Raw genomic sequence first — 22,633 nt, forward strand, 5'->3', positions numbered from 1 at the left:
ATGACCTTCAAACCGGCCCAGTGGCCCAGAAAACTCAGATCGCAGGAATGGTACGGCGGCACGTCGCGGGACAATATCTATCACCGTGGCTGGCTCAAGAACCAAGGCTACCCGCATGACCTGTTTGACGGCCGCCCGGTCATCGGCATCCTGAATACTTGGTCCGACCTGACCCCCTGCAACGGCCACCTGCGCGAGCTTGCTGAAAAGGTGAAGGCCGGCGTCTGGGAGGCAGGGGGCTTTCCTGTTGAAGTGCCTGTCTTCTCGGCATCGGAAAATACCTTCCGCCCAACTGCGATGATGTACCGCAATCTTGCTGCCATGGCGGTCGAGGAACAGATGCGCGCGCAGCCGATAGACGGCGCCGTGCTTCTGGTTGGTTGCGACAAGACCACGCCGTCTCTGATGATGGGCGCGGCCTCCACGGATATTCCGTCAATCGTTGTATCTGGCGGGCCGATGCTGAACGGTTGGTTCCGGGGCGAACGGGTCGGGTCCGGGACGGCGCTCTGGCAGATGTCCGAGGATATCAAAGCTGGCAAGATGAGCCAGGACGATTTCCTTGACGCCGAACAGGCGATGAGCCGGTCATCGGGTACCTGCAACACGATGGGCACGGCCTCTACCATGGCGTCGATGGCTGAAGCGCTGGGTATGGCCTTGTCGGGCAACGCCGCGATCCCTGGTGTGGATGCGCGACGTCGCGTGATGGCGCAGATCACGGGACGCCGCATCGTGCAGATGGTAAAGGACGATCTGAAACCATCGGACATCATGACGAAACGGGCATTCGAAAACGCAATCCGCGTGAACGGTGCGATCGGCGGGTCGACCAATGCGCTGATCCATCTGCTTGCGATAGCGGGCCGGGTTGGCGTTGATCTTACGTTGGACGACTGGGACCGTCTGGGCCGCGACGTGCCGACCATCGTGAACCTCATGCCGTCAGGCAAATACCTGATGGAAGAGTTCTTTTACGCCGGTGGCCTGCCCGTCGTTCTGAAACGCCTGGGCGAGGCGGGGATGCTGCACAAAGATGCGCTGACCGTCTCCGGCGCGGGGATCTGGGATGAGGTCAAGGACGCCGTGAACTGGAACGAGGATGTGATCCTGCCAGTGGAAAAGGCCCTCACCCAGTCGGGCGGCATTGCCGTGCTCAAGGGTAATCTCGCGCCTTCCGGCGCTGTGCTGAAACCCTCCGCCGCGACACCGGAATTGATGCAGCACCGGGGCCGCGCGGTCGTGTTCGAGGATATCGACGACTACAAGGCGCGCATCAATGACGACGCACTGGATATCGACGAGACCTGCGTGATGGTGCTGAAGAACTGCGGCCCCAGAGGCTATCCCGGCATGTCCGAGGTCGGCAACATGGGCCTGCCGCCCAAGGTGCTGAAAAAAGGGATCACCGACATGGTCCGCATTTCGGATGCGCGCATGTCCGGCACCGCTTATGGCACGGTGATCCTGCACACCGCCCCCGAAGCCGCCGCGGGTGGTCCGCTGGCCATCGTGCAAACCGGCGACATGATCGAGATCGACGTGCAGAACAGGCGCATCCATCTGGATCTGACCGACAAAGAGATCGCGGCGCGCCTGGCCGATTGGACTCCGCCGGAGGTTCCTGCCGTGAATGGCGGATACACCCGGCTTTACCACGATGCGGTCGAAGGCGCGGACACCGGGGCCGATTTCAGCTTCCTGAAGGGATGCAGAGGAAACGAGGTGCCCCGTGACAGCCACTAATCTTGCCCTGGTGGGCATCGGCAAAATTGCCCGTGACCAGCATATCCCTGCCCTCGCCGCATCGGACGCCTTTCAGCTGGCCGCCACGGTCAGCCGCAGCGGCGGCACCGAGGGCGTCGAGAACTACGACACCGTTGAGGCGCTTCTCGCAGCAAGGCCCGACATTCCCGCCATCAGCTTTTGCACCCCGCCTCAGGTCCGCTATGCCGGCGCGCGCACCGCGCTGGCGGCTGGCCGACATGTGATGTTGGAGAAACCGCCGGGCGCGTCGCTGTCCGAGATCCGCGCGCTGGAGACGCTGGCGCAGGACAACGGCCTGACCCTCTTTGCCACCTGGCATTCGCGGCACGCGGCGTCGGTGCCCGCCGCGAAGGCCTGGCTGTCTGACAAAACGGTCAAATCGGTGAGGATCGACTGGAAGGAAGACGTCCGCGTCTGGCATCCCGGTCAGCAGTGGATTTGGGAGGCCGGGGGGTTGGGCATCTTCGATCCTGCGATCAACGCTTTCTCGATCCTGACCGAAATCCTGCCGGTCGAAGTTCACGTGACCGGGGCCGAACTGCAGTTCCCCAGCAATTGCGAGACACCGATTGCGGGTAAAATACGTATGGACGGTCCCCATGGCCCACTCGTCACCGCCGACATTGACTTTCTTTGGGAGGGTGATGCCCTCTGGCGCCTGATCGTCGAGACGGACGACAGAACGCTGACCCTTGATCAGGGCGGTGCGGTACTGGAGATTGACGGCATCGCGCAACACGCCGGGGCGCGCGAAGAGACGAATATTCACGGCGAATACGACGGCCTCTATGCCCGCTTTGCAGATTTGCTCGACACCAATACCTCCGAGGTAGACCTGCGCCCGATGGTGCTGGTGGCCGACGCGTATACCCTCGGAAAACGCATCGAAGCGCCCGAGTTCATTGACCCAACACGGACGGCAAACTGATATGCTCGACAGCACACCCCTCACCGGAAAACATCTGATCGCAGGCGAATGGGTCGATAGCGGTCCGGCCTTCACCTCCGACCCCGTAACTGGCGATGCTTTCTCCGTCCATTGCGGGGGTGCTGGTGACATCGACGCCGCCGTTCTCGCCGCGGAAGAGGCCTTTGCCACATACGGCTGGACCGACCGCGAAACCCGCGCGACATTCCTTGAAGCCATCGCTGATGAGATCGAGGCGCGCGGTGCGCAGCTGACGGCGCACGGCTCTGCCGAAACCGGCCTGCCCGCAGCGAGACTTGAAGGAGAGCGGGGCCGCACCACGGGCCAGCTTCGCATGTTTGCGGCGCATATCCGCAAGGGCGATTACCTCGACATCCGCCACGACCCGGTTCTGCCCGACCGTGCGCCGCTGCCGCGTCCCGACCTGCGGCTGGTCCAGCGCCCGCTTGGTCCCGTCGGGGTTTTTGGCGCGTCGAACTTTCCGCTGGCGTTCTCCACCGCCGGGGGCGATACCGCCGCCGCGCTGGCTGCTGGCTGTCCGGTCGTCTACAAGGGACACCCCGGCCACCCTGCCACTGGCGAGCTGGTCGCCCAGGCCATCGCGGCCGCCATCGAGAAAACCGGTATGCCCAAGGGCACTTTCGGGTTCGTCCAGTCGAACACCAACGAGGCGGGCGTGGCGCTGGTCCGGCACCCCCTGATCCGCGCCATCGGATTTACCGGATCCTTTCGGGGGGGCAAGGCGCTGTTCGATCTGGCCATGACGCGACCCGAACCGATCCCGTTTTACGGTGAGCTTGGCTCGATCAACCCGGTCTTCGTGATGCCGGCTGCCCTCAAGGCCCGCGCCGCCGAGACCGGCGCAGCCTGGGCGGGGTCGCTGACAATGGGCGTCGGCCAGTTCTGTACCAACCCCGGCGTCGTTGTGCTGCCGCAGGGCGCGGACGGCGACGCGTTCCGTGACGCCGCGCTCAAGGCGCTGTCCGAGGCCGGTCCGCAACCCATGCTGACAACCGGCATTGCAAAAGGCTACGCCGATGCTGTTCAGAAAACGGCGAAATCCGCAAACCGCCTGACAGAGGCCGCCGACGCGCCGGACCGCTGCGGCCTGCCTGCGGTTTTCGAGGTCAGCGGCGCTGACTGGTTGGCCAACCCGGCGCTTGCGGAAGAGATGTTCGGCCCCGCCGCCATCCTGATCCGCACCGCATCGCCAACCGAAACGCTGGACATCGCGAAGTCGTTCACCGGTCAGCTGACCGTCACGCTTCAGATGGAAGAGGCCGACACAGATGCCGCCCGCGCGCTGATGCCGGTGCTGGAACGTATGGCAGGACGGGTGCTGGCCAACGGCTTTCCCACGGGAGTCGAAGTGGCCGATGCGATGGTTCACGGCGGGCCGTTCCCCGCCTCCACCAATTTCGGCGCGACGTCGGTCGGCAGTCTCGGCATACGCCGGTTCCTGCGTCCGGTGTCGTTCCAGAATATTCCAGACGCGCTGTTGCCCTCCGATCTTCGGATCGGTTGACGGCGCGCCGGGAAAGACGAAGATCGGCGGCGGATGGTCCGTCGCCGATGGACGGGACCCAGGGAGGAATTGGGTCCTTCATTCCTAGGGAGGGAACAATGAAAAATCTACTTGCCACAACGGCATTTCTGGCCTTTGGCGCATCCGCTGCGCTGGCGCAGACGGTCGGCTTTTCGCAGATCGGCTCTGAATCCGGCTGGCGTGCGGCCGAAACAACCCTGACCAAGCAACAGGCCGAGGAACGCGGGATCACCCTGAAATTTTCGGACGCGCAGCAAAAGCAGGAAAACCAGATCGCCGCGATCCGGTCGTTTATCGCCCAAGGCGTGGACGCGATCCTGCTGGCCCCGGTTGTGGCCACCGGCTGGGATTCGGTGCTGGAGGAGGCCAGGGATGCCGAGATTCCCGTCGTCCTTCTGGACCGCCGGGTTGACAGCGACGATTCGCTTTATCTTACGGCCGTGGGGTCCGACCTCGTGCACGAAGGTGAAGTGGCGGGCAAATGGCTGGTTGATCAGGCCGCGGGTGAAGAATGCCGCGTCGTCGAACTGCAGGGCACGACAGGATCTTCTCCGGCAATCGACCGGAAGACCGGGTTCGAAAAAGGCATCGCGGGGGCCGACAATATCGAGATTGTCCGCTCCCAGACTGGCGATTTCACCCGCGCCCAGGGCAAGGAAGTGATGGAGAGCTTCCTGCAGGCAGAAAACGGTGGCAAAGATATCTGTGCGCTTTACGCCCATAACGATGACATGGCCGTGGGTGCGATTCAGGCTATCAAGGAAGCGGGCCTGAAGCCGGGCGAGGACATACTGATCGTGTCGATCGACGCGGTGCCAGATATCTTCCAGGCCATGTCGGCAGGCGAGGCCAATGCCACGGTGGAACTGACGCCCAACATGGCAGGCCCCGCATTTGACGCGCTCGAAGCCTATCTGGCGGACGGAACGGAGCCGGCGAAGTTCATTCAGACTGAATCCAAGCTCTATACCCAGGCAGACGATCCGGCGGGCGAATATGAGCGCCGGAAAGATCTGGGATACTGAACGCGATCTGATGACCGGTGGCGGCGAAACCGCCGCCGGTTCACCTACGCCGAACCTAAGGGCAGCGGACCAGATTTGAAATTCCGGGTGCAGAATGCTTCTGACAATAAAATCCTTAACAAAGACCTTTCCCGGCACCAAGGCGCTGGATGGGGTCGACTTCGACCTTGCTGCTGGCGAGGTTCACGCCTTGTTGGGCGAAAACGGCGCAGGCAAGTCAACACTGATCAAATGCCTGACCGGGGCGTATCTGCGTGATGCGGGCCTGATTTCGCTGGAGGGCCAGACGATCTCGCCCCGCTCCACGTCAGAGGCACAGGCGTTTGGCATCGGCACTGTCTACCAAGAGGTCAATCTGCTGCCCAATCTCACGGTGGCGCAGAATCTGACATTCGGCAATGAACCACGCCGGTTCGGCATGGTCGACCGACGCGCGCAGCGTCGTCAGGCCGAGGAGATGTTGGACGGCTACAGGTTGGATATTGATGTGTCCCGAGACCTTTCGGCCTATTCCGTGGCAATCCGCCAGATCATCGCCATCGCCCGCGCGGTGGCACTTTCCGGTAAGGTGCTGATCCTGGACGAACCGACGGCAAGTCTTGATGCCCGAGAGGTCGAGACCTTGTTCGCGGTCGTCCGGCGCCTTCGCAAGAAGGGGCTGGGGATCGTGTTTGTCTCGCATTTTCTGGATCAGGTCTTCGATCTGTCCGATCGCGTTACCGTGTTGCGCAATGGGAAGAAGGTCATCACCGAACGCACTGCCGATCTCGACCGGGTTCAACTGATTGAACATATGCTGGGCCGCGCGTTGAAGGACGATGTGGTTGGTCATGCCAAGGCGTATCAGGCAGGCCGGGAATGGCCCGAGCTTCTGAAATTCGAGGGTTATGGCCGTCGCGGCCATATCGCCCCGTTTGATCTGAGCGTCGGCAAAGGCGAGGTTCTGGGCCTTGCAGGTCTGTTGGGCTCCGGGCGTACGGAAAGCGCGGAGCTGATGTTTGGCCTCGCGCCCGCCCATAGTGGCGCGGCGCGCGACGCCGAGGGGACGCTCGATCTGTCCTCGCCGCGTGCGGCCATCGCTGCTGGATTCGGCTTTGCCCCTGAAGAACGCAAGGAGGATGGCATCGTCGCCGATCTTTCAGTGCGCGAAAACATTGCGCTCGCCATGCAGGCCCGTCGCGGCTGGGCGCGTCCCGTTCCCCGTGCAGAGCAGCTGCGCCTCGCCGAGGATTACATCGAAAAGCTCGACATCCGCACCTCCGGCCCGGAACAGCCGATCGGAGATCTGTCGGGCGGCAACCAGCAGAAGGTCGTGCTGGCCCGCTGGCTGGCCATGAACCCGCGGTTCCTGATCCTGGATGAACCGACGCGCGGTATCGACGTCGGCGCCCATGCGGAGATACTGCGGCTGATCAGGCAGGTCACTGACGCGGGCATGTCGATCCTTGTCATATCTTCGGAACTGGATGAACTGATCGCAGTGGCTGACCGGGTCATCGTGGTCCGTGACCGGCACCATGTGGCCGAACTAACGGGACCCGAGATCACCACGGACACCATCGTGCGCGCCATCGCCGCGCCGGATCGCGAGACGGCAGAGGTGCCCGCATGACCGCTCTGCGCCGCGTGACACCGCAGTTGCTGACGCTGGCCGCGCTGGTGGCGTTGATCACGCTCTTCTTCCCTGACTTCCTGCGGATCGAGGTGATCAACGGCCGCCTCGTCGGTACGACCATGGATATCCTGAAACGCGGTGCGCCTATTGGGTTGCTCGCCGTCGGCATGACGCTTGTCATCGCCACGCGCGGCATCGACCTGAGCGTGGGAACCACCATGGCCATCACTGGCGCGATTGCTGCCTGGTCGATCACGCAGGGTTACGGTCTGGGGGGCGCGCTGACGCTGGCCCTTTTGGCCGGTGTCGCGGCAGGACTGTGGAATGGGCTGCTGGTGGCGATCTTCGGCATTCAGCCTATCGTCGCCACGTTGATTCTGATGACTTCGGGCAGGGGAATTGCGCAGCTTGTGACAGAGGGGCGCATCCTGACTTTCTCGCACGACGGCATGGCCTTCTTCGGCTCCGGCGATTTGATGGGTATTCCTGCCCCGGCGCTGCTCTGGCTGCTGACCGCTGCGGGCGTGGCGCTTTTGATGCGCCGTTCGGCGCTTGGCATGCTGATCGAAGCCGTGGGCGTGAACCGCGCGGCCTCGGCCCTTGCGGGGGTCAATGCGACGGTGCTGCTGATTGCGGTCTATGTTGCATCGGGCCTTTGTGCTGCGTTGGCCGGGATCGTGGCGACCGCCGACATTCGTGGGGCAGATGCCAACAACGCGGGCCTCTGGCTGGAGCTCGATGCGATCCTTGCGGTGGTGATCGGCGGCAACTCCCTGATGGGAGGGCGCTTTTCCATCGCAGCCTCGCTGCTGGGCGCGCTGATCATCCAGACCATCGACACCGGCATCCTGCTGGCGGGCTTCCCGTCGGAATACAATTTGGTCATAAAGGCGGGCCTCGTGCTGATCATCCTGGTGCTGCAAAGCCCGAACCTGAGCCAACATTGGCACAGATTACGCCACGCGGCACAACGGCGCCGCGAAATCGCAATAGCCGCGATGAAGGAGACCGGGCAATGAACCCTCGCCTCTTTCCCCTGGCCGCGACCATCGGGATATTCCTGCTGGCCTGTTTGATCTGCGTCATCCAGTTTCCTTACATGCTGTCCACCCGCGTGGTCGGAAACCTGCTTACCGACAACGCCTATCTCGGCATCGTGGCTGTCGGCATGACAGTGGTGATCCTGTCGGGGGGCATCGACCTTTCGGTTGGGTCGGTCATCGCATTTTCCGGTGTCTTCATCGCGGTAATGTTGCGCGATACAGGCCTGCATCCCATAATTGTATTCGCCCTGCTTCTGGTGGTCTCCACAAGCTTCGGCGCTGTCATGGGGTGGCTGATCCATGCGCTGGCCATGCCGCCTTTCATCGTAACCTTGGCGGGCATGTTTCTGGCGCGCGGCGCGGCTTACATGCTCACCATCGATTCCGTGCCGATCAATCATGTCTTTTACGACCTTTTGGATGATGCCTATGTCCTGATGCCCGGCAAGGGCCGGCTGACCCTGATCGGCGTGGTCATGCTGCTGACTGTGGCGGTCGGCATGATCGTCACCCATCGCACCCGGTTCGGCGCATCGGTATTCGCCCTGGGCGGCGGAGAGGCCACCGCACGCCTGATGGGCGTCAAGGTCGGGCGCACCACCGTGCTGATCTATGCGTTTTCCGGGCTGATGGCCGGGCTCTCGGGCATCGTGTTTTCAGTCTACACCAGTTCGGGCTATCCGCTGGCCACCGTTGGCACCGAACTAACCGCCATCGCGGCGGTCGTGATCGGGGGCACGCTGTTGACCGGTGGGGCGGGATTTGTCTTTGGTACACTGATCGGGGTGCTGACCATGGGGCTGATCCAGACCTACATCGTCTTCGACGGCTCGCTCTCAAGCTGGTGGACCAAGATCATCATCGGCCTGCTGCTGCTGGCCTTTATACTGCTGCAAAAGGGGCTGTTGCGCCTCACCGTCTCCAAGGCCGGTGCATGATGGTCCGGATCGTCGCGGCCTATGATGAGGCAATGGCATGACCGATATCTTCGACGACCGCGCCTGCGAGCTGGGCGAAGGACCGTTCTGGCATCCTGAGCGGCAACAGCTGTTCTGGTTCGACATCCTTGGCAACCGTATGCTGTCACGCGGGCCTGACGGACAGGTGTCATGGGAGATGGGCGAAAATGCCTCGGCCGCCGGATGGATTGACCGCGAGCGCCTGCTGATCGCAACTGAGAACGGGCTGTTCCGGTTCGATCTGGCGACCGGATCGCGTACCTTGTTGGTCAGCCTCGAAGCCGACACGCCCGAAACCCGGTCAAACGATGGCCGCGCCGATCCGATGGGGGGGTTCTGGATCGGGACCATGGGGAAGGCGGCCCAGCCGCGGGCGGGCGCGATCTATCGCTATTTCGATGGCAAACTGGAACGGTTGTTTCCGGAGATCACCATTCCGAACGCCATTTGTTTCGCGCCAGACGGACGCCGCGCCTATTACGCCGATACGCCTCGTCAACGTATCTGGACAGTCGCGCTGGATGCACAGGGCTGGCCCGCCGCCGCGTCAGAGGTTTTCGCAGATCTGCGCGGCGAAGCCAAATACCCCGATGGCGCGGTCGTCGATGCCCAAGGCGCACTTTGGGTTGCGCAATGGGGTGCGGGCAGGGTTGTGCGGTATCTGCGGGATGGTCGCGTGGACCGGGTGATCGACCTGCCCGCGCGGAATCTCACCTGTCCCTGTTTCGGGGGCGCCGAATTGAACAAGATGTTCGTCACGAGCGCATGGGTGGGGCTGAAGGACCGCGCAGCAGCGGACGGTCAAACGTTCGCTCTTGATCCGGGCTGCACGGGCCTGCCGGTCCCCCGGGTCCAAATATGACCGACACGTTTTGCCCACTCCCGCCGGGTTTCAGCCTATCGCAAAGGCCATATTCAGCCGTGCGCGAAAGCGGTCGTGAAACGTCGGATTGCCGATAAAGTGCAAGCGATTTGGCCTGCCTAAACGGATCGTCACAGACAAGCTGCGATCCTACCGAGCAGCCAAACGTGAAGTCGCATCCAGTATTGTTACCACAAGGACTTGAACATCACGTCGGAAGACAGCCATCTACCGTTTCGAAAACGAGAGCGCTGTATGCAAGGGTTCCCGCCGTTCGCTGCAATTTTCACGAATGTCCGAATTGCCCCCGTCCTTCGGACGTAGCGCCGCGCTCCGGGTCAGCGATGTGACGCAAAAGTCGGTTTTTCCTGGCAATTGACAGCATGCCGTTTCCGGGCATCTGTCCCGGGATCACGCCCATGTTGCCCGCCTGGTGAGTGCCGCCTGACGCAGCAATGCTGAATCGACATCGACTGCGATGAAAACTGCGCCGGTATCGGCGGCTTCCTGAAGGAATTCCTGGTCGAGAGACAGGATGCCGGCCGGCACATTGATTTTGTTCAGGTGCCGGATACCGTCGAGGATCGCTGCACATACCTCCGGATGGGATGGCTCTCCCGGATATCCGAAACTCGCGGCGAGATCGGAGGGCCCGAAGAATATACCGTCCACGCCAGGCACCTGTGCTATGTCATCCAGATGGGCCAGGGCTTCCCGCGTTTCGACTTGCAGGAGAACGCAAATCTCACTGGCGGCGGTTTTTGCATATCCCTTTACCGCGCCATAGCGGGTTGCACGGGTAATGCCCGCCACGCCGCGCATGCCTTCGGGAGCATAGCGTGTTGATGCCACCGCATCGCGCGCTTCGCTCACGCTTTGGATGTAGGGTATCAGGAGTGTCTGGGCACCCGCATCCAGAAGCTTCTTGATCTCGACGGGGTTGTTCCAGCCGGGACGCACGATGGGGTTCACCGGATAGGGTGCCAGCGTGCGCAGGAAGGCGGCAACTTCCTGTGGGCCGGCGGTCGAATGTTCGGTGTCGAACATCATCCAGTCGTATCCGCAGCCTGCGAGGAGTTCGTAAACATCCGGATCTGAAAACGAACTCCAAAGGCCGATCTGGCGGCGTTTTTCGGATAAGGCGGCTTTGAAACCATTGTGAGGAAGTTCCATGATGTTCTGTCCTTGTAAGAATGCGGGTTTGGGACCGGTCGGTGACGTCACGCGAACCGGGAAGGTCACTCGAAGCTTGCACCAATGGCGCCAAGGGGGCCGTAATCGGCAAAGATCACGTCGCCGGAGGAGATGTCGACCGGACGGGTGAACGAGCCACCCAGAACGATGTCGCCCCGCTTGAGGCCGCCGCCAAGCGGCGCCAGCTTGTTCACCAGCCAGGCAAGTCCTGCGGCGGGATGTCCCATGACCGCAGCCGAGACCCCCGATTCCTCGATGACGCCGTTCTGCGACAAGGTTGCCCCGATCCAACGAAGATCGACATCGAATGGTCGGATGGTGCGACCTCCAAGGACAATTGCGCCGAAGGCCGCGTTGTCGGCAATCGTGTCGACGATCTGCCGGGGCACCTCGGTGCGATAGTCGATGATTTCCAGCGCGGGCTGAACAAATTCCGTTGCGCGCAGGATGTCATGCACCTGGCAGCCCGGGCCGGAGATGTCCTCGCCCATGACAAATGCCAATTCGACCTCAAGCCGCGGCTTGATGAAGGTTCCGGCGGCGATGCGTGCACCGTCGTAGAACAGGGCATCGTCAAGCATGACCCCGTAATCCGGTTCCGTCATCTTCGAGGCCTGCTGCATTGCGCGGCTGGTCAGGCCGATCTTGCGGCCGATGATTTTTGCACCCGCTGCGATGCGCGCCTCGGCCCAGCGACGCTGTACGTCGTAGGCGTCTTCCAGCGTCATGTCGGGCCAGGTCCTCGACGGTTGCGGGCAAACTTCGCGCGTTTGCTCGGCTTTCAGGATTGCGTCCGCCGCGTCCTGGCGTTGCTGATCTGTCAACATGTCGTGCTCACTTGATTGGAGGAATGGGAAGTCTGGACTCGCCGGGTTCAAGCGTGAGCCTGTGTTCGAGCGTGTACCAGTCTCCCACCTCGCCGTCCTCGGGATGCGGGCCTGTGTGTTTTTCCAGCTTGCCGATCAGTGCCTCAGTAACGCCGAACTGCACGTCGGATGCGAGATAGTCGGTCTCGTCCACGTAGGTCTGGTTGATAAGCGTCTTGAACCCTGCCTTGTGGGCAAGGACATGGACATGGGCCGGACGGTAGGGATGGCGGTTCTGAGCGGCCAGCAATGTGCCGACCGTGGTCGAGGTCGGGATGGGATAGCCGATGGGCTTGACCGACTTGAACCGCACGATGCCGTCGGGTCCGGTCATGAATTTGCCGCGCAGGTTATATTCGGCCTGAGTGTCGTCCTGGTTCTCGTACAGGCCAACCGGCGAGGCGTGCCAGATGTCGACTTCCAGGGCGTCAATCGGCCTGCCGTCCTGATCGAGGAAAGTGAACGTGCCATAGAGCCGGGGACCGGGGGTATCGGACCGCAGGATCGAACCGCCGTTCTCTGTCAGCGGCTGGTTCATGCGCCAGAAAGGTCCGAGAAGGCTCTGGGTTGTTTCGGTTGTTCCCTTGTCCCCGTTGTTCAACAGGCAGACCAATGACGAAACACCGAGCGACCCGGCCATGAGCACGAATTCATTGTGCTTGTCGTTGCTTTGCTGACCCATCGTGTTGAGGATCTTTGTTGCTTGCTGGAACTCGGTCTCTGTCAGCTGCACGTCGCGGACAAACCCGTGCAGATGCGAGATCAGACTTGTCATGATCGCGCGCAGGCGTGGATCTGTCGTTTGCGCCATCACTTTCTGGACGGCGGGCGTTATTTCTTGCTGATTGCGTATGATCGTCATGCGAGTTCCTCCACTACGACGGGCGTGCCCGTTTCTGCGGCTTTCTTGATGGCTTCGATCACGGCCAGTGCGGCCAGCCCGTCGCTGGCGCTGACGAGCGGAAGCTCCTCGCGGCGGACGACCGAAGCGAATTGACGGATCTGAAGGACAAGGGGATCCGTCAGATCAAATGGAAATTGGGTCTTTGAGATGGGCTCCGACCAGGAGGGTTGGCTGCCGTTTTTCCAGATCGCCAGGTTTGGCAGGGACAATGACGCGCGGGTGCCGCCGATGCGGTAGCAATCCTCGGGCGTCGCCGGATAGGTGGGGTTCTCCCGTGCGGTCAATTCCCAGGACCAAGGCGCGACGATGCTGTCGCATATGTTCACGGTCCCGAGAGCCCCGGACGTGAAGCGCAACAGGACAACAGCCGTGTCTTCAACTTCGTTGCGGCGGATCGCGTTGCTTTCCATTGCCTGTACAGAATGGACCGGGCCGACAAGGTGCAACAGCAGGTCGACGTCGTGAATTAGGTTGAGATAGACCGGACCCGCGCCCTTCTGTCGCCGCCATTCGACCTTGAAATAATCGTCCGGCTTCTTGAACCATGTCGACACCTGAACGCTCGCTATTTCGCCCAGCTCGCCCTTGTCGATCAACGACTTTGCCTGGATGATCAGCGGGTTGTGACGCCGGTGATGGCCGACCGCGACAGGAATCCCCGTCGCCTCACTCGCTTTGGTTATGGCGCCGGCGGCGTGTAAATCGGTGGCGATCGGTTTCTCGACCAGCACGGGCAGCGCCGCCTGGATACATGCAAGCGCGCCGGCCTCGTGCTGCGCATTGGGCGTTGCAAGAATGACTCCGTCCACACCGCCGGCAGCGATCATGTCTTCGATGGATTCGAAGACCGGCACGGTCAGGCCAATGGCGGCAGCAGCGTTGGGTTCCACGACGCAAACCAGTTCTGCGTCTGCCACGGCCGCGATGGCCTCGGCATGGCGCCGGCCGATCACTCCCGCGCCGGCCACCGCAAGACGGACCCGATCTGTCATCAGTCTGTCTTGCCGGCCAATTGACAGACCCGGCGGACCCCGGCGGCGTAGCCTTCGAGACCCAGACCGGCAATCACGCCATCGGCGCGCAGCGACACGTAGGAATGGTGTCGGAAGGCTTCGCGCTTGTGAACCTGGCTGATATGGACTTCGATCACCGGTGGGTCGTAGGTATTGAGCGCATCCAGGATTGCGATCGAAGTATGGGTGAAGGCACCGGGGTTGAAGACAATCCCGCAGGTTGTCTCGCGCGCCTCATGGATCCAGTCGATGATCTGGCCTTCATGGTTCGATTGCAGCAAGCGGACCTGGAAACCATCGGCGCAGACAGCGGAGCAGAGCCTTTCGACGTCGTCGAGGGTTTCGTGACCGTAGATTGCAGGCTGACGTTTGCCGAGCAGGTTCAGGTTGGGCCCGTTGAGGACAAGGATCGTTTTCATGCTCTTTCCGATTCGAAAAGTGAGGCTGTTGCGGTGAAGATCGCGCGGGCGCGCTCAAGCGGTGGGCGGGTGTCTGTTGCTGACGGCACTTCAACGGAGATGATCGTCTCTTTTGGCAGGGCGCGCATGATACCCGCGAGGTTGAGCCCGCCGTTTCCCGGAAGAAGCCGCCCGCCGCGCGCTTCGGCCAAAAGGCCGTCGATGTTTCGAGGTGCTGCAGCAACAGCGTCACAAAGCTGCGCGGAGACCAGGCATCCGGCCGGTGCCTCGGCAAGATCGCGAAGCGTCCCCCCGCAGCGCGAATGGTGGAGCGCATCAACGAGGTAGCCACAATTTCCGGCACCGGTTTCCGCAATCAGGTCGAAACAGGCGCGCGGGGTGTTGATGCCCCGCCAAGGCATGCATTCGAGATCAACGCCAAGCGCCCGGGACGCGGCGCCTTCGCAAATCTTTGCAAATGTTTCGCCAAGCTGCGGGAAGACATCGGCGCAAACATTGACCCGTCGGGCCCCGAGTTCGCAGGCTGCGTCCAGTGCCGGCATGAGGTCGTCCGGGTCCAGCGCCTTATTGATGACGATTGTTTCGACGTCGTACAGGGCGATGCCCTCACCAGCCATGACCCGGCGCAATTCCTTCAGCCCCGATTTGTCGGGCAGCCATGACAGTGCATCCCGTGCCGCGGGGTGGAGCCGAAGCCCGACAAAGTCGAACCCCGCGCCGCGTGCCGTCCGGACCAGATCGCTCGGACTGAGATCCAGGAATGTGAAATGCCCGAGACCGAGGCTTGGCATCAGTTTGGCTCCACCGGCAGTTCAGCCACGATGAGACGCCGCAGGTTGCCGGTCGAACGCTCGATATGCCGGGTCAGAATTGCCACCGCATCATCGGCGCGTCGTTCGACCGCGGCATCCGCGATGGCGGTGTGTTCCTCGATCACGTCGCGCTGGACTGTCACCGCTTTCAGGTAAATGTGCCGGTAACGATCGTTCATGCTGACAAGCGACTTGTACATCTTGATCAGCAGCGGCATGTCGCAACGCTCGATCAGGGTCAGGTGGAACGCATTGTTTGCAGCTTCCCAACGGGCGAGACTTGCGGCGTCACCCGGGGTGCGGTCGGTCTTGTTCAGGCGGTAAAGGGCGCCCATGACGGCGGTTTCCCAATCTAGCCCCCCGTTCTCGATGGATTTTCGCAGCGCGTAGGGTTCGAGTTCGAGCCGCAATGCGCAGACTTCGTCAAGATTGGACACCGATATCGACGCTACCGTGTAGCCGCGCTGCGCTTCCGCTTCGATCAGCCCTTCGACGACGAGCCGGGTCACGGCCTCGCGCAGGGGCGACAATCCCACGTCCATGGATTCGCGAAGCTTGTCCAGGTTCAGCTTGGCGCCCGGGGCCAGAATGCCGTGCAGAATGTCGTGGCGAAGCTTCGCCACAACCTGGGCTGCGATGGTGGGCTTGCTGGCCGCTTTTGCGTTTGGTTCCACTGCCGACATTGTGCCCCTCCTTTCGCAGGCAGTCTGCTCTCTTTGAAAAACGATGTAAAGATGCAAAAACTATGCAAGATATGAAAATCGATTTTATTTGCACTTATCGATCTATCTCGTTATCAGCTTTTTCATGAGATTCGTCGTCGAGAGGAGAGGCGACGGATCTGCCAACCTCAGGGAGGACTGAAATGCCAATTTCCATCACCCGTCGCGCCATTCTTGCGGCCTCCGTTGCACTTGCAGTTTGCGCCACCAGCGCTTTCGCTCAGGACAAGGTCCTGTTGCGGCTTTCCGCGGTGAATTCCGAAACCGATCAGCGCGCAATCGCGATGATCGATGTCTTCGGCCCCGCGGTCGCCGACTTTGCAACTTTCGAGCCACATTGGAACGGCGCGCTGTTCGCGCAGGGAACCGAGCTTGAGGCCATCGCCTCGGGCGATCTGGAAATGTCGATCACCTCGGCACAGGAACTGGCCACATTCTTTCCGGAATGGTCGATTTTCGCCGCTGGCTACGTGCTGCAAAACGCCGACCATCAGGTCGCGGTCTTCAATGATCCGCTGATGGACCCCTTCAAGCAAAAAGTCGAAGATGAGCTTGGCGTTCGGCTGCTGGCACCGATGTATCTGGGCCGGCGCCAGGTGAACCTGCGGCAGCCGCGTTCGGAAATTGACGTAAAGACCCCTGCAGATCTGGCCGGCGTCAACCTGCGCATGCCCGGGTCGGACGCCTGGCAGTTTCTCGGACGCGCGCTTGGCGCAAACCCGACCCCGATGGCGTTCACCGAAGTCTATACCGCGCTGCAGACCGGTGCCGTCGACGGGCAGGACAACCCGCTGCCCACCGTCGTTGATGCCAAGTTCTACGAGGTGACCAAGCAGGTCGCCCTGACATCACACCTGGTGGACTGGAACTTCATTGCCATCTCGGCCGAGGTTTTCAACGGTATGACCGCCGAGCAGCAGGAGGCGGTGACCGCCGCAGCTGTTGCCGCCGCCGACAGCGGCCGGGCCGCGCAGCTTGCCAAGGAAGACGAGCTGGTGGCGTTCCTGGAAGGCAAGGGCGTGGAAATCTATGAGCCTGACGTTGCCGCCTTCCGGACGGCAGTGCAGTCTGCCTACCTCGACAGTGAATTTGCGGCGAGCTGGCCGACCGGCGTGCTGGACGCGATCAACGCCCTCGGCAACTGAGACCTTGAGAACGCGTACAGCGCCGAGCGGCGCTGTACCGACATCCGCCGGGCAGTGTTTTGGTCATCGCAACCAGGACTGCGTCAGATCCGGTTGAAACACGCTTTGTCAGGAAGCCGGGGCCTGGCCGCCCGGCCACAGCAAGGGAGGGGAACGCGATGAAGACCATTTCCAGAATGTTCCGGACTGCGACCGAAGGTTTCGCCGCGCTGATGATGGCGGCCATCTTCTGTACTTTCATTCTGCAGATCGTCGTGCGCTACGCTGTTGGTTCTTCCTGGTTCACCGCGACATTCGGCGGTGTGATCGATGCGTCCTATTTCGGCTGGACTGTCGAGTTCATCCTGGTGCTTTGGCTTTGGACGATTTTCTGGGGCAATGCCTTTGTTGTCCGGGACCGTGACCACGTTACATTCGACATGATCTACAACATAGTTGGCCGGAAGACCCGGACGGTTCTGGCAATCGTCGGCGCGCTGATCATCGTCGCGGCGCTGTGGTCGTCCATCGGACCGACCTATGACAGGATGAAGCTTCTGCGGTTGAAGTCTTCTGCGACCTTGCCTGTGAAGATGCTGCCGATCTATTCGATCTATTTCGTTTTCCTCGGAGCCGTCGGGCTGCGCTACCTGTGGCGCGCGTGGGATTGCATGCGCCACAGCGCCGATCGCGAACTGCACGTTCTTCCCTTTGAAGAGACCATCCACGAAGGGAAAGAAAAATGAGCTTTGAACTGACGATCATGGTCGGATCGCTTTTCTTCCTGGCCGGGATCGGAATGCCGATTGCCTATGCGATCATCGTCTCCTCCATGGCATATATGCTTGCAAGTGGGACTTCGATCGGGCTGATCGGGAAAACCCTGACGGATGGCATCTACCAAAGCTTCCTGCTGCTTGCCGTTCCGCTCTTCATCGTTGCGGCCAATATCATGAATGCCGGCACGATCTCAGACCGGCTGCTGAATTTCTGCATTGCCACGGTCGGCCGCTTCAAGGGTGGGCTGGGACATGTCAATGTCATGGCATCGCTGATCTTTTCCGGGATGTCCGGCTCTGCCGTCGCGGATGCGGCGGGCATCGGCAAGATCATCATCGACATGATGCGCAAGGATGGGCGTTTTCCGGCCGGCTACGCCGCCGCGATAACCGCCGCCTCTGCGACGATCGGGCCGATCATCCCGCCTTCGATCCCGATGGTGCTCTATGCGCTCATCTCGAACGCCTCCATCGGGGCGCTGTTTCTTGGCGGCATTCTGCCGGGATTGCTGATGGGGGGAGTTCTGATGGGCATGAATTTCTGGATCTCGCATCGCCGCGGTTTCGTGACCGAGGAGCCGGTTCCGCTGCGTGACATGCCCCGGGTGACGGGGCGGGCATTCCCCGCGCTGCTGATGCCGGCGATCCTGCTCTACGGGATCTATGGCGGCGTCACGACGCCAACCGAAGCTGCCGCTGTGGCCGCAGCCTATGCGCTGTTGCTGTCGGCTTTCTTCTACCGCTCGCTGAGCCTGAAGGCGCTTTACACGATCCTGGTGGACAGCGCCCGGTCATCGGCAGCTGTCGGGATCGTCATCGGCGGTGCCCTGATCCTGAATTACATCGTCGCCTCCGAAAACATTCCGGCCGCGCTGGCCTCCTACCTCGTGGATGTCAACGTCTCTCCGATCCTGTTCCTGCTGGCGGTCAACCTGCTTGTCCTGGCGCTCGGCTGTCTGCTTGATGCCACGACGATCATCCTGGTCATCGTTCCGCTGTTCATCCCGACCTGCAACCTGCTCGGAATCGATCTGGTGCATTTCGGTGTGGTCATCGTGGTGAACTGCATGATCGGTCTGATCACACCGCCCTACGGCATCCTGCTCTTCGTCATCAACGCGGTGACCGGCATTCCGCTGCGCGACATCATCCGCGAAGTTGTGCCCTTCCTTCTGGTCCTCATCGCCGCGCTGCTCGCGATGATCTTCATTCCCGACATCGTTCTCTTCCTTCCGCGCCTGTTGGGCTACGAAGGCCAGGGTTAGCGCCCACAACAAAGGTGACCCATGATTTCAGGCAAGACCAAGCTCATCGCGCATCTCGGTTATCCGACCGAGTCGTTCCGGGCGCCGATGATCTACAATCCCTACTTTGAAAAGCACGACATCGACGCTGTCGTGGTTCCCATGGGATGCAAAGCTGAAGACTATGCCGAGTTTCTGAGGTTGGTGTTCAGGTTGTCGAACATTCATGGTGCCTTGATAACCATGCCGCACAAGGTCACGACCATGGGGCTGCTGGACGACGCAATGACCACCGCGCGCGTGGCCGGTTCGTGCAATGCCATCCGGATGGATCCGGACGGCCGGCTGATCGGCGACATGTTCGACGGCGAAGGTTTTGTCCGTGGTGCCCTTCGCAAGGGTGCGGTCCTTGAGGGCGCGAAGGTTCTGGTGGTTGGTGCGGGCGGGGTCGGATCGGCGATTGCGGCTTCTCTGGCGGCAGCCGGGGTGCGCGAGCTGTCGGTTTTCGACAACAATGCGCAAACAATGAACGGGTTGGCCGACAGGCTTCGAACGCATTATCCGGAGCTGATCGTCAACGCCGGATCGAAAGACCCGGACGGACATGACGTTGTGGTGAATGCCACACCGCTTGGGATGAATGCCGGGGATCCGTTGCCGATGGACGTCGACCGGATCGCGCCTGCGACCTTTGTCGGAGAAGTGGTGATGAAGCAGGAAATCACACCCTTCCTCGCTGCGGTGCGGGAAAAAGGCTGCCGATTTCAGGTCGGCACCGACATGCTGTTCGAGCAAATCCCGGCCTATCTGGAGTTCTTCGGCTTCCGCACCACCACACCGGAGGAACTGCGCGACGTGGCAAGGATCGCCTATTGACCGCGCCAGACCGGAGTGCGCTTGGCGGCAAAGGCGGCCGGGCCTTCGCGGGCATCTTCCGAGGCCAGCATGCGGTCATACGCTGGATAGTTCAGGGCGAAGGCGGCTTCGACATCCGGAGCTGACAGACCCCGGTGCATCATCTGCTTTGTTGCGCGGACGGCGAGTGGCGCGCAGGCCAGTACTTCCTCGACCAAGCTGTTGACGGCTGCGGCGAACCCTTCGCGCGGGACGACTTCGTTCACCAGATGCATCGCCTTGCCTTCGGAGGCGGTGAAAAGCTTGCCGGTCAGCGCCAATCGGGACGCGGACTTGGCGGGCAGGTGGCGCATGAGGCGATGCAGACCGCCATGTGCGCAAAGACCGACGCGCGGCTCAGGCAGCCCCAGGCGCGCGGTATCCACCGCGACGGCTAGGTCGCAGGCCAGCACGGTTTCGAGACCGCCCCCCAGGGCGTCTCCGTTGATCGCAGCGATGACTGGTTTGTCCAGGTCGTAGCGTTCGCAGATGCCGGCAAACCCGGTGGCCGGGGTTAGGTTTGAACCGGCCTCGACCCGGTGCTTCAGATCGGAACCGACACAGAAGGCCCTGTCGCCGCGACCGGTTAGAACTGCAACCCAAAGCGTATCGTCGTCGGCGAACCGGTCAAAAGCATCGGAAAGTTCGGTGTGGGCCTTTGGATTGAGGGCGTTGCGCACCTCCGGGCGTTCGATGGTGATCCAGAGCGCCGGGCCGCGTCGTTCGGTGGAAATGTGGTCGGTCATGAAATGCTCCGGTCAGGCGAATGTAAGGCGCATGCAACCAAGAATGCCGAAATCGGCATTGACGGTGCTCCCGCCCAAAACCGGGAGCGTATCGGTTGCCGAACCGGTGGTAACATACTGGCCGGCCTCCAGGGTGATCCCCCGGGCTGCCAACAGGTTAACGGTGTCGGCGAGCGCCGCGAGCGGTTGGGCGCGTATCCAGGGCGGAACGTTGGGGGCAGGGGGGCCGCCGTCGATGCGCATGTCGACGGCATGATCGAGCGGGTCGTAGCGGGCGTCAGGCGAAATCTCCGGTCCGATGACCAGTGCGAAGCCGTTTCCGTTGTCCGCAATCGTCATCGCGGTCGCGCGGCAGGTCGCTGGCAGGTCCGCGTCCAGCCGGCTGCCGATGATCTCTACCGCGATATGTGGGGCGACAATGGGGGCAAGGGCGGCAGGGGTCCAGTCTGTGCGAAGGTCCGGACTTTCGAGAAAGCGGAAGGCGAATTCCGGCTCCAGGTGGCCGCCGGGGAAAAGAGCAGCGTCGAGCCGGTGCTCTGCGCCGAGATACAGCCTGTCGGCGAAAACCCTACCGGGAACAATGCCATCGTGCCCGTCACGGCGGCGCATGCCGTCGCTTGTGGCACCGGCCTTCCAACCCGCAACGGTGCCACCGAGCCTGCGGGCCATGAAATCCTGCACCCTGTAGCCGTCCTGCCGGTCGGTCAGCAGGACGGGCGGAACGGTGTCAATCGTTCTGTGGTTCATCCATGCTTCTGCGAGGCGGTCCGCGAGTTGTTCGAGCGCGTCGGTGGCTATCGTAGCGGTCATCTTCTACTTCCCCATTCAATCTTTCGTTTCAGGCACGCGGCGAAAGATGCTCAGAACGGTCTGATCTGTCACCGGCTGATGGATCATTGCCGGATTGGAATCCTCACAAAATTCTGAAATGATGCCATTCTTGTCAGAATGATGCATCAGGAGCGGCGGGTATGTCAGACTCTAAAGCCAGAATCATCGATATCGCGCTCCATGCGGGGGTGAGCACCGCAACCGTTGACCGTGTGCTCAACGCGCGTCCCGGGGTGCGCGAGAAAACGGTGCGGAAGGTACTCGAAGCGGCACAATGGCTCAGCCAGAGTGGCGGCCGCCCTCAGGTCATGGCACCGGAGCTTACCGGGCTGACGCTTGATGTCATGCTCGGCGGGCAGCCGGGCTTTGCCAAAGACATGCTTGTCGGCGCATTGCGGCGGACGGCGCGCGCACTTGGTGTCACGCTGCGGATGCGTCATGCCCAGAAGGCGAAGGTGCCGGAACTGGTAAGCTCGCTCGAAGAGGCGCTGGCCGAGGGAACCAATGGCGTCATCATGGAGCCGATCGAGCATCCCCTGATCCGCGACAAGGTGAACGAATTGGCGGCGCGAAAAATCCCTGTCGTCTCCATCCTCACGCCGTTGCCCGAGGCGGATGTGACCTTCTACGCCGGGATGGACAACCGTGCCGCCGGGCGGACGGCCGGCGCGCTGATGGGTCACCTTTCGGGTCGCCGGGGCAAGGCCGCGATCTTCATGAGCGACACGCTCTACCGCAGTCACGAGGAGCGGGAAAGCGGTGTCAGGACGTTATTGCGGCAGGATTTTCCGGAGATCGCCGTGCTTGACGTGATCACCATGGGCGACAATCCCTCGGCCTTCTACGGACGGGCGCTGGACCTTCTCGAACGTCATCCCGACCTGACGTCGATCTGCAATCTCGGCGCTGGAAACCGGGGCATCGAGAAGGCGTTGCACGAGAAAGGCAGAGCACAGGACATGGCCTATGTCGCGTTCAACCTGACGCCACTTACCCGCAACGCCCTGCTTGATGGCACGGTCGATGCCGTGGTGCATCAGGACATGGTGCGGATCAGCGACATGGCGATGCGCGCGATAGGGAATTTCCACGCAGGCTTGCCGATCGAACCGGAGCGGGCACCCTCGGAAATCATCATGCGAGAGAACGTCCGGGACATTCGCGGCTCCCAGGAGATGGCAGCCGTTGTGCAAGGCTGATTCGCGGCCAGCCGCGGGCTGAAGCCCTGAGCCGTCAGGACTCAGGCGATGGGCCCTCTTTGATGCATCAAGCCGTCCTCCGGTTTCATTCTGATGCCTTTTTCTTGGTTTGATGCATCAACAGGCGGTGACGCCCCTTTC

The 22,633-nt window shown here is 61.7% G+C and carries 22 protein-coding genes and 1 pseudogene; 14 read left to right on the forward strand and 9 right to left on the reverse strand.

Annotation, left to right across the window (positions count from 1 at the left end; translation table 11 throughout):
* From araD to O4H53_RS08275, 9 genes and pseudogenes are all read left to right on the forward strand, one after another.
* Window positions 1-1,746 carry an L-arabinonate dehydratase gene (gene araD, locus O4H53_RS08235; RefSeq protein ID WP_269362853.1) on the forward strand — a complete coding sequence of 582 codons (1,746 nt, stop codon included), beginning with the start codon at window positions 1-3 and terminating at the stop codon, window positions 1,744-1,746.
* The gene (locus O4H53_RS08240; protein WP_269362855.1) at window positions 1,733-2,695 is read left to right on the forward strand and encodes a Gfo/Idh/MocA family protein; all 963 of its coding nucleotides are present in this window, start codon (window positions 1,733-1,735) and stop codon (window positions 2,693-2,695) included. Before araD ends, O4H53_RS08240 begins: the two co-directional genes overlap by 14 nt.
* A 1-nt stretch (window position 2,696) precedes the next feature.
* Window positions 2,697-4,220: an aldehyde dehydrogenase (NADP(+)) gene (locus O4H53_RS08245; protein ID WP_269362857.1), complete on the forward strand. Its 1,524-nt coding sequence runs from the start codon at window positions 2,697-2,699 to the stop codon at window positions 4,218-4,220.
* Between the two features lie 98 nt (window positions 4,221-4,318).
* Complete coding sequence (gene ytfQ, locus O4H53_RS08250) at window positions 4,319-5,266, forward strand: galactofuranose ABC transporter, galactofuranose-binding protein YtfQ (protein WP_269362859.1); 948 nt, start codon at window positions 4,319-4,321, stop codon at window positions 5,264-5,266.
* A 94-nt stretch (window positions 5,267-5,360) separates the two neighbouring features.
* Window positions 5,361-6,878, forward strand: a complete 1,518-nt coding sequence (locus O4H53_RS08255) for a sugar ABC transporter ATP-binding protein (RefSeq protein WP_269362861.1) — start codon at window positions 5,361-5,363, stop codon at window positions 6,876-6,878.
* Window positions 6,875-7,900 carry an ABC transporter permease gene (locus tag O4H53_RS08260; RefSeq protein ID WP_269362863.1) on the forward strand — a complete coding sequence of 342 codons (1,026 nt, stop codon included), beginning with the start codon at window positions 6,875-6,877 and terminating at the stop codon, window positions 7,898-7,900. Before O4H53_RS08255 ends, O4H53_RS08260 begins: the two co-directional genes overlap by 4 nt.
* Window positions 7,897-8,862: a galactofuranose ABC transporter, permease protein YjfF gene (gene yjfF / locus O4H53_RS08265; RefSeq protein WP_269362864.1), complete on the forward strand. Its 966-nt coding sequence runs from the start codon at window positions 7,897-7,899 to the stop codon at window positions 8,860-8,862. Before O4H53_RS08260 ends, yjfF begins: the two co-directional genes overlap by 4 nt.
* 37 nt (window positions 8,863-8,899) lie before the next feature.
* Window positions 8,900-9,745 (forward strand): SMP-30/gluconolactonase/LRE family protein, encoded by an 846-nt coding sequence (locus tag O4H53_RS08270; protein ID WP_269362865.1) that lies wholly within the window; start codon window positions 8,900-8,902, stop codon window positions 9,743-9,745.
* Between the two features lie 103 nt (window positions 9,746-9,848).
* Window positions 9,849-10,012, forward strand: a pseudogene (locus O4H53_RS08275) (IS6 family transposase); the annotation flags it as partial.
* 144 nt (window positions 10,013-10,156) lie between these two features.
* On the opposite strand, the gene O4H53_RS08280 reads toward O4H53_RS08275, so the two are convergent.
* Genes O4H53_RS08280 through O4H53_RS08310 form a run of 7 tightly spaced genes read right to left on the reverse strand, consistent with a single transcriptional unit; the run spans window position 10,157 to window position 15,636 of the window.
* Entirely contained in the window at window positions 10,157-10,969 is an 813-nt protein-coding gene (locus O4H53_RS08280; RefSeq protein ID WP_331284228.1) for an HpcH/HpaI aldolase family protein, read from the reverse strand.
* A gap of 14 nt (window positions 10,970-10,983) precedes the next feature.
* Window positions 10,984-11,766, reverse strand: a complete 783-nt coding sequence (hpaH, locus tag O4H53_RS08285) for a 2-oxo-hept-4-ene-1,7-dioate hydratase (RefSeq protein WP_269362867.1) — start codon at window positions 11,764-11,766, stop codon at window positions 10,984-10,986.
* 7 nt (window positions 11,767-11,773) lie between these two features.
* On the reverse strand, window positions 11,774-12,667 hold the full coding sequence (locus O4H53_RS08290) for a dioxygenase family protein (RefSeq protein WP_269362868.1): 894 nt from the start codon (window positions 12,665-12,667) through the stop codon (window positions 11,774-11,776).
* Window positions 12,664-13,701, reverse strand: a complete 1,038-nt coding sequence (locus O4H53_RS08295; protein WP_269362870.1) for a Gfo/Idh/MocA family protein — start codon at window positions 13,699-13,701, stop codon at window positions 12,664-12,666. Before O4H53_RS08295 ends, O4H53_RS08290 begins: the two co-directional genes overlap by 4 nt.
* Entirely contained in the window at window positions 13,701-14,141 is a 441-nt protein-coding gene (aroQ, locus tag O4H53_RS08300) for a type II 3-dehydroquinate dehydratase (RefSeq protein WP_269362872.1), read from the reverse strand. The genes O4H53_RS08295 and aroQ overlap by 1 nt, the downstream gene beginning before the upstream one ends.
* Entirely contained in the window at window positions 14,138-14,932 is a 795-nt protein-coding gene (locus O4H53_RS08305) for a sugar phosphate isomerase/epimerase family protein (protein WP_269362874.1), read from the reverse strand. Before O4H53_RS08305 ends, aroQ begins: the two co-directional genes overlap by 4 nt.
* Entirely contained in the window at window positions 14,932-15,636 is a 705-nt protein-coding gene (locus O4H53_RS08310; protein ID WP_269362876.1) for a GntR family transcriptional regulator, read from the reverse strand. The genes O4H53_RS08305 and O4H53_RS08310 overlap by 1 nt, the downstream gene beginning before the upstream one ends.
* A gap of 182 nt (window positions 15,637-15,818) precedes the next feature.
* Between O4H53_RS08310 and dctP the strand changes: the two genes are divergently transcribed.
* Genes dctP through O4H53_RS08330 form a run of 4 tightly spaced genes read left to right on the forward strand, consistent with a single transcriptional unit; the run spans window position 15,819 to window position 19,698 of the window.
* Window positions 15,819-16,820 (forward strand): TRAP transporter substrate-binding protein DctP, encoded by a 1,002-nt coding sequence (dctP, locus tag O4H53_RS08315; RefSeq protein WP_269362878.1) that lies wholly within the window; start codon window positions 15,819-15,821, stop codon window positions 16,818-16,820.
* 59 nt (window positions 16,821-16,879) lie between these two features.
* Entirely contained in the window at window positions 16,880-17,545 is a 666-nt protein-coding gene (locus O4H53_RS08320; protein ID WP_269362880.1) for a TRAP transporter small permease, read from the forward strand.
* A complete protein-coding gene (locus tag O4H53_RS08325; RefSeq protein ID WP_269362882.1) occupies window positions 17,542-18,843 on the forward strand; it encodes a TRAP transporter large permease in 1,302 nt (433 codons plus the stop codon). The genes O4H53_RS08320 and O4H53_RS08325 overlap by 4 nt, the downstream gene beginning before the upstream one ends.
* A 21-nt stretch (window positions 18,844-18,864) precedes the next feature.
* A complete protein-coding gene (locus O4H53_RS08330) occupies window positions 18,865-19,698 on the forward strand; it encodes a shikimate dehydrogenase family protein (RefSeq protein ID WP_269362884.1) in 834 nt (277 codons plus the stop codon).
* Here O4H53_RS08330 and O4H53_RS08335 read toward each other — a convergent pair.
* Window positions 19,692-20,462 (reverse strand): enoyl-CoA hydratase-related protein, encoded by a 771-nt coding sequence (locus tag O4H53_RS08335; protein ID WP_269362885.1) that lies wholly within the window; start codon window positions 20,460-20,462, stop codon window positions 19,692-19,694. The genes O4H53_RS08330 and O4H53_RS08335 overlap by 7 nt on opposite strands.
* A gap of 12 nt (window positions 20,463-20,474) precedes the next feature.
* Window positions 20,475-21,272, reverse strand: coding sequence for a 2-keto-4-pentenoate hydratase (locus O4H53_RS08340; RefSeq protein ID WP_269362886.1), 798 nt, complete (start codon window positions 21,270-21,272; stop codon window positions 20,475-20,477).
* A gap of 161 nt (window positions 21,273-21,433) precedes the next feature.
* Here O4H53_RS08340 and O4H53_RS08345 point away from each other — a divergent pair, with 161 nt between their 5' ends.
* Window positions 21,434-22,492, forward strand: coding sequence for a LacI family DNA-binding transcriptional regulator (locus O4H53_RS08345; RefSeq protein ID WP_269362887.1), 1,059 nt, complete (start codon window positions 21,434-21,436; stop codon window positions 22,490-22,492).
* The last annotated feature ends 141 nt before the right edge of the window (window positions 22,493-22,633 follow it).

It is taken from the genome of Sulfitobacter sp. G21635-S1 (assembly GCF_027213915.1).
Classification (GTDB): Bacteria; Pseudomonadota; Alphaproteobacteria; order Rhodobacterales; family Rhodobacteraceae; genus Sulfitobacter.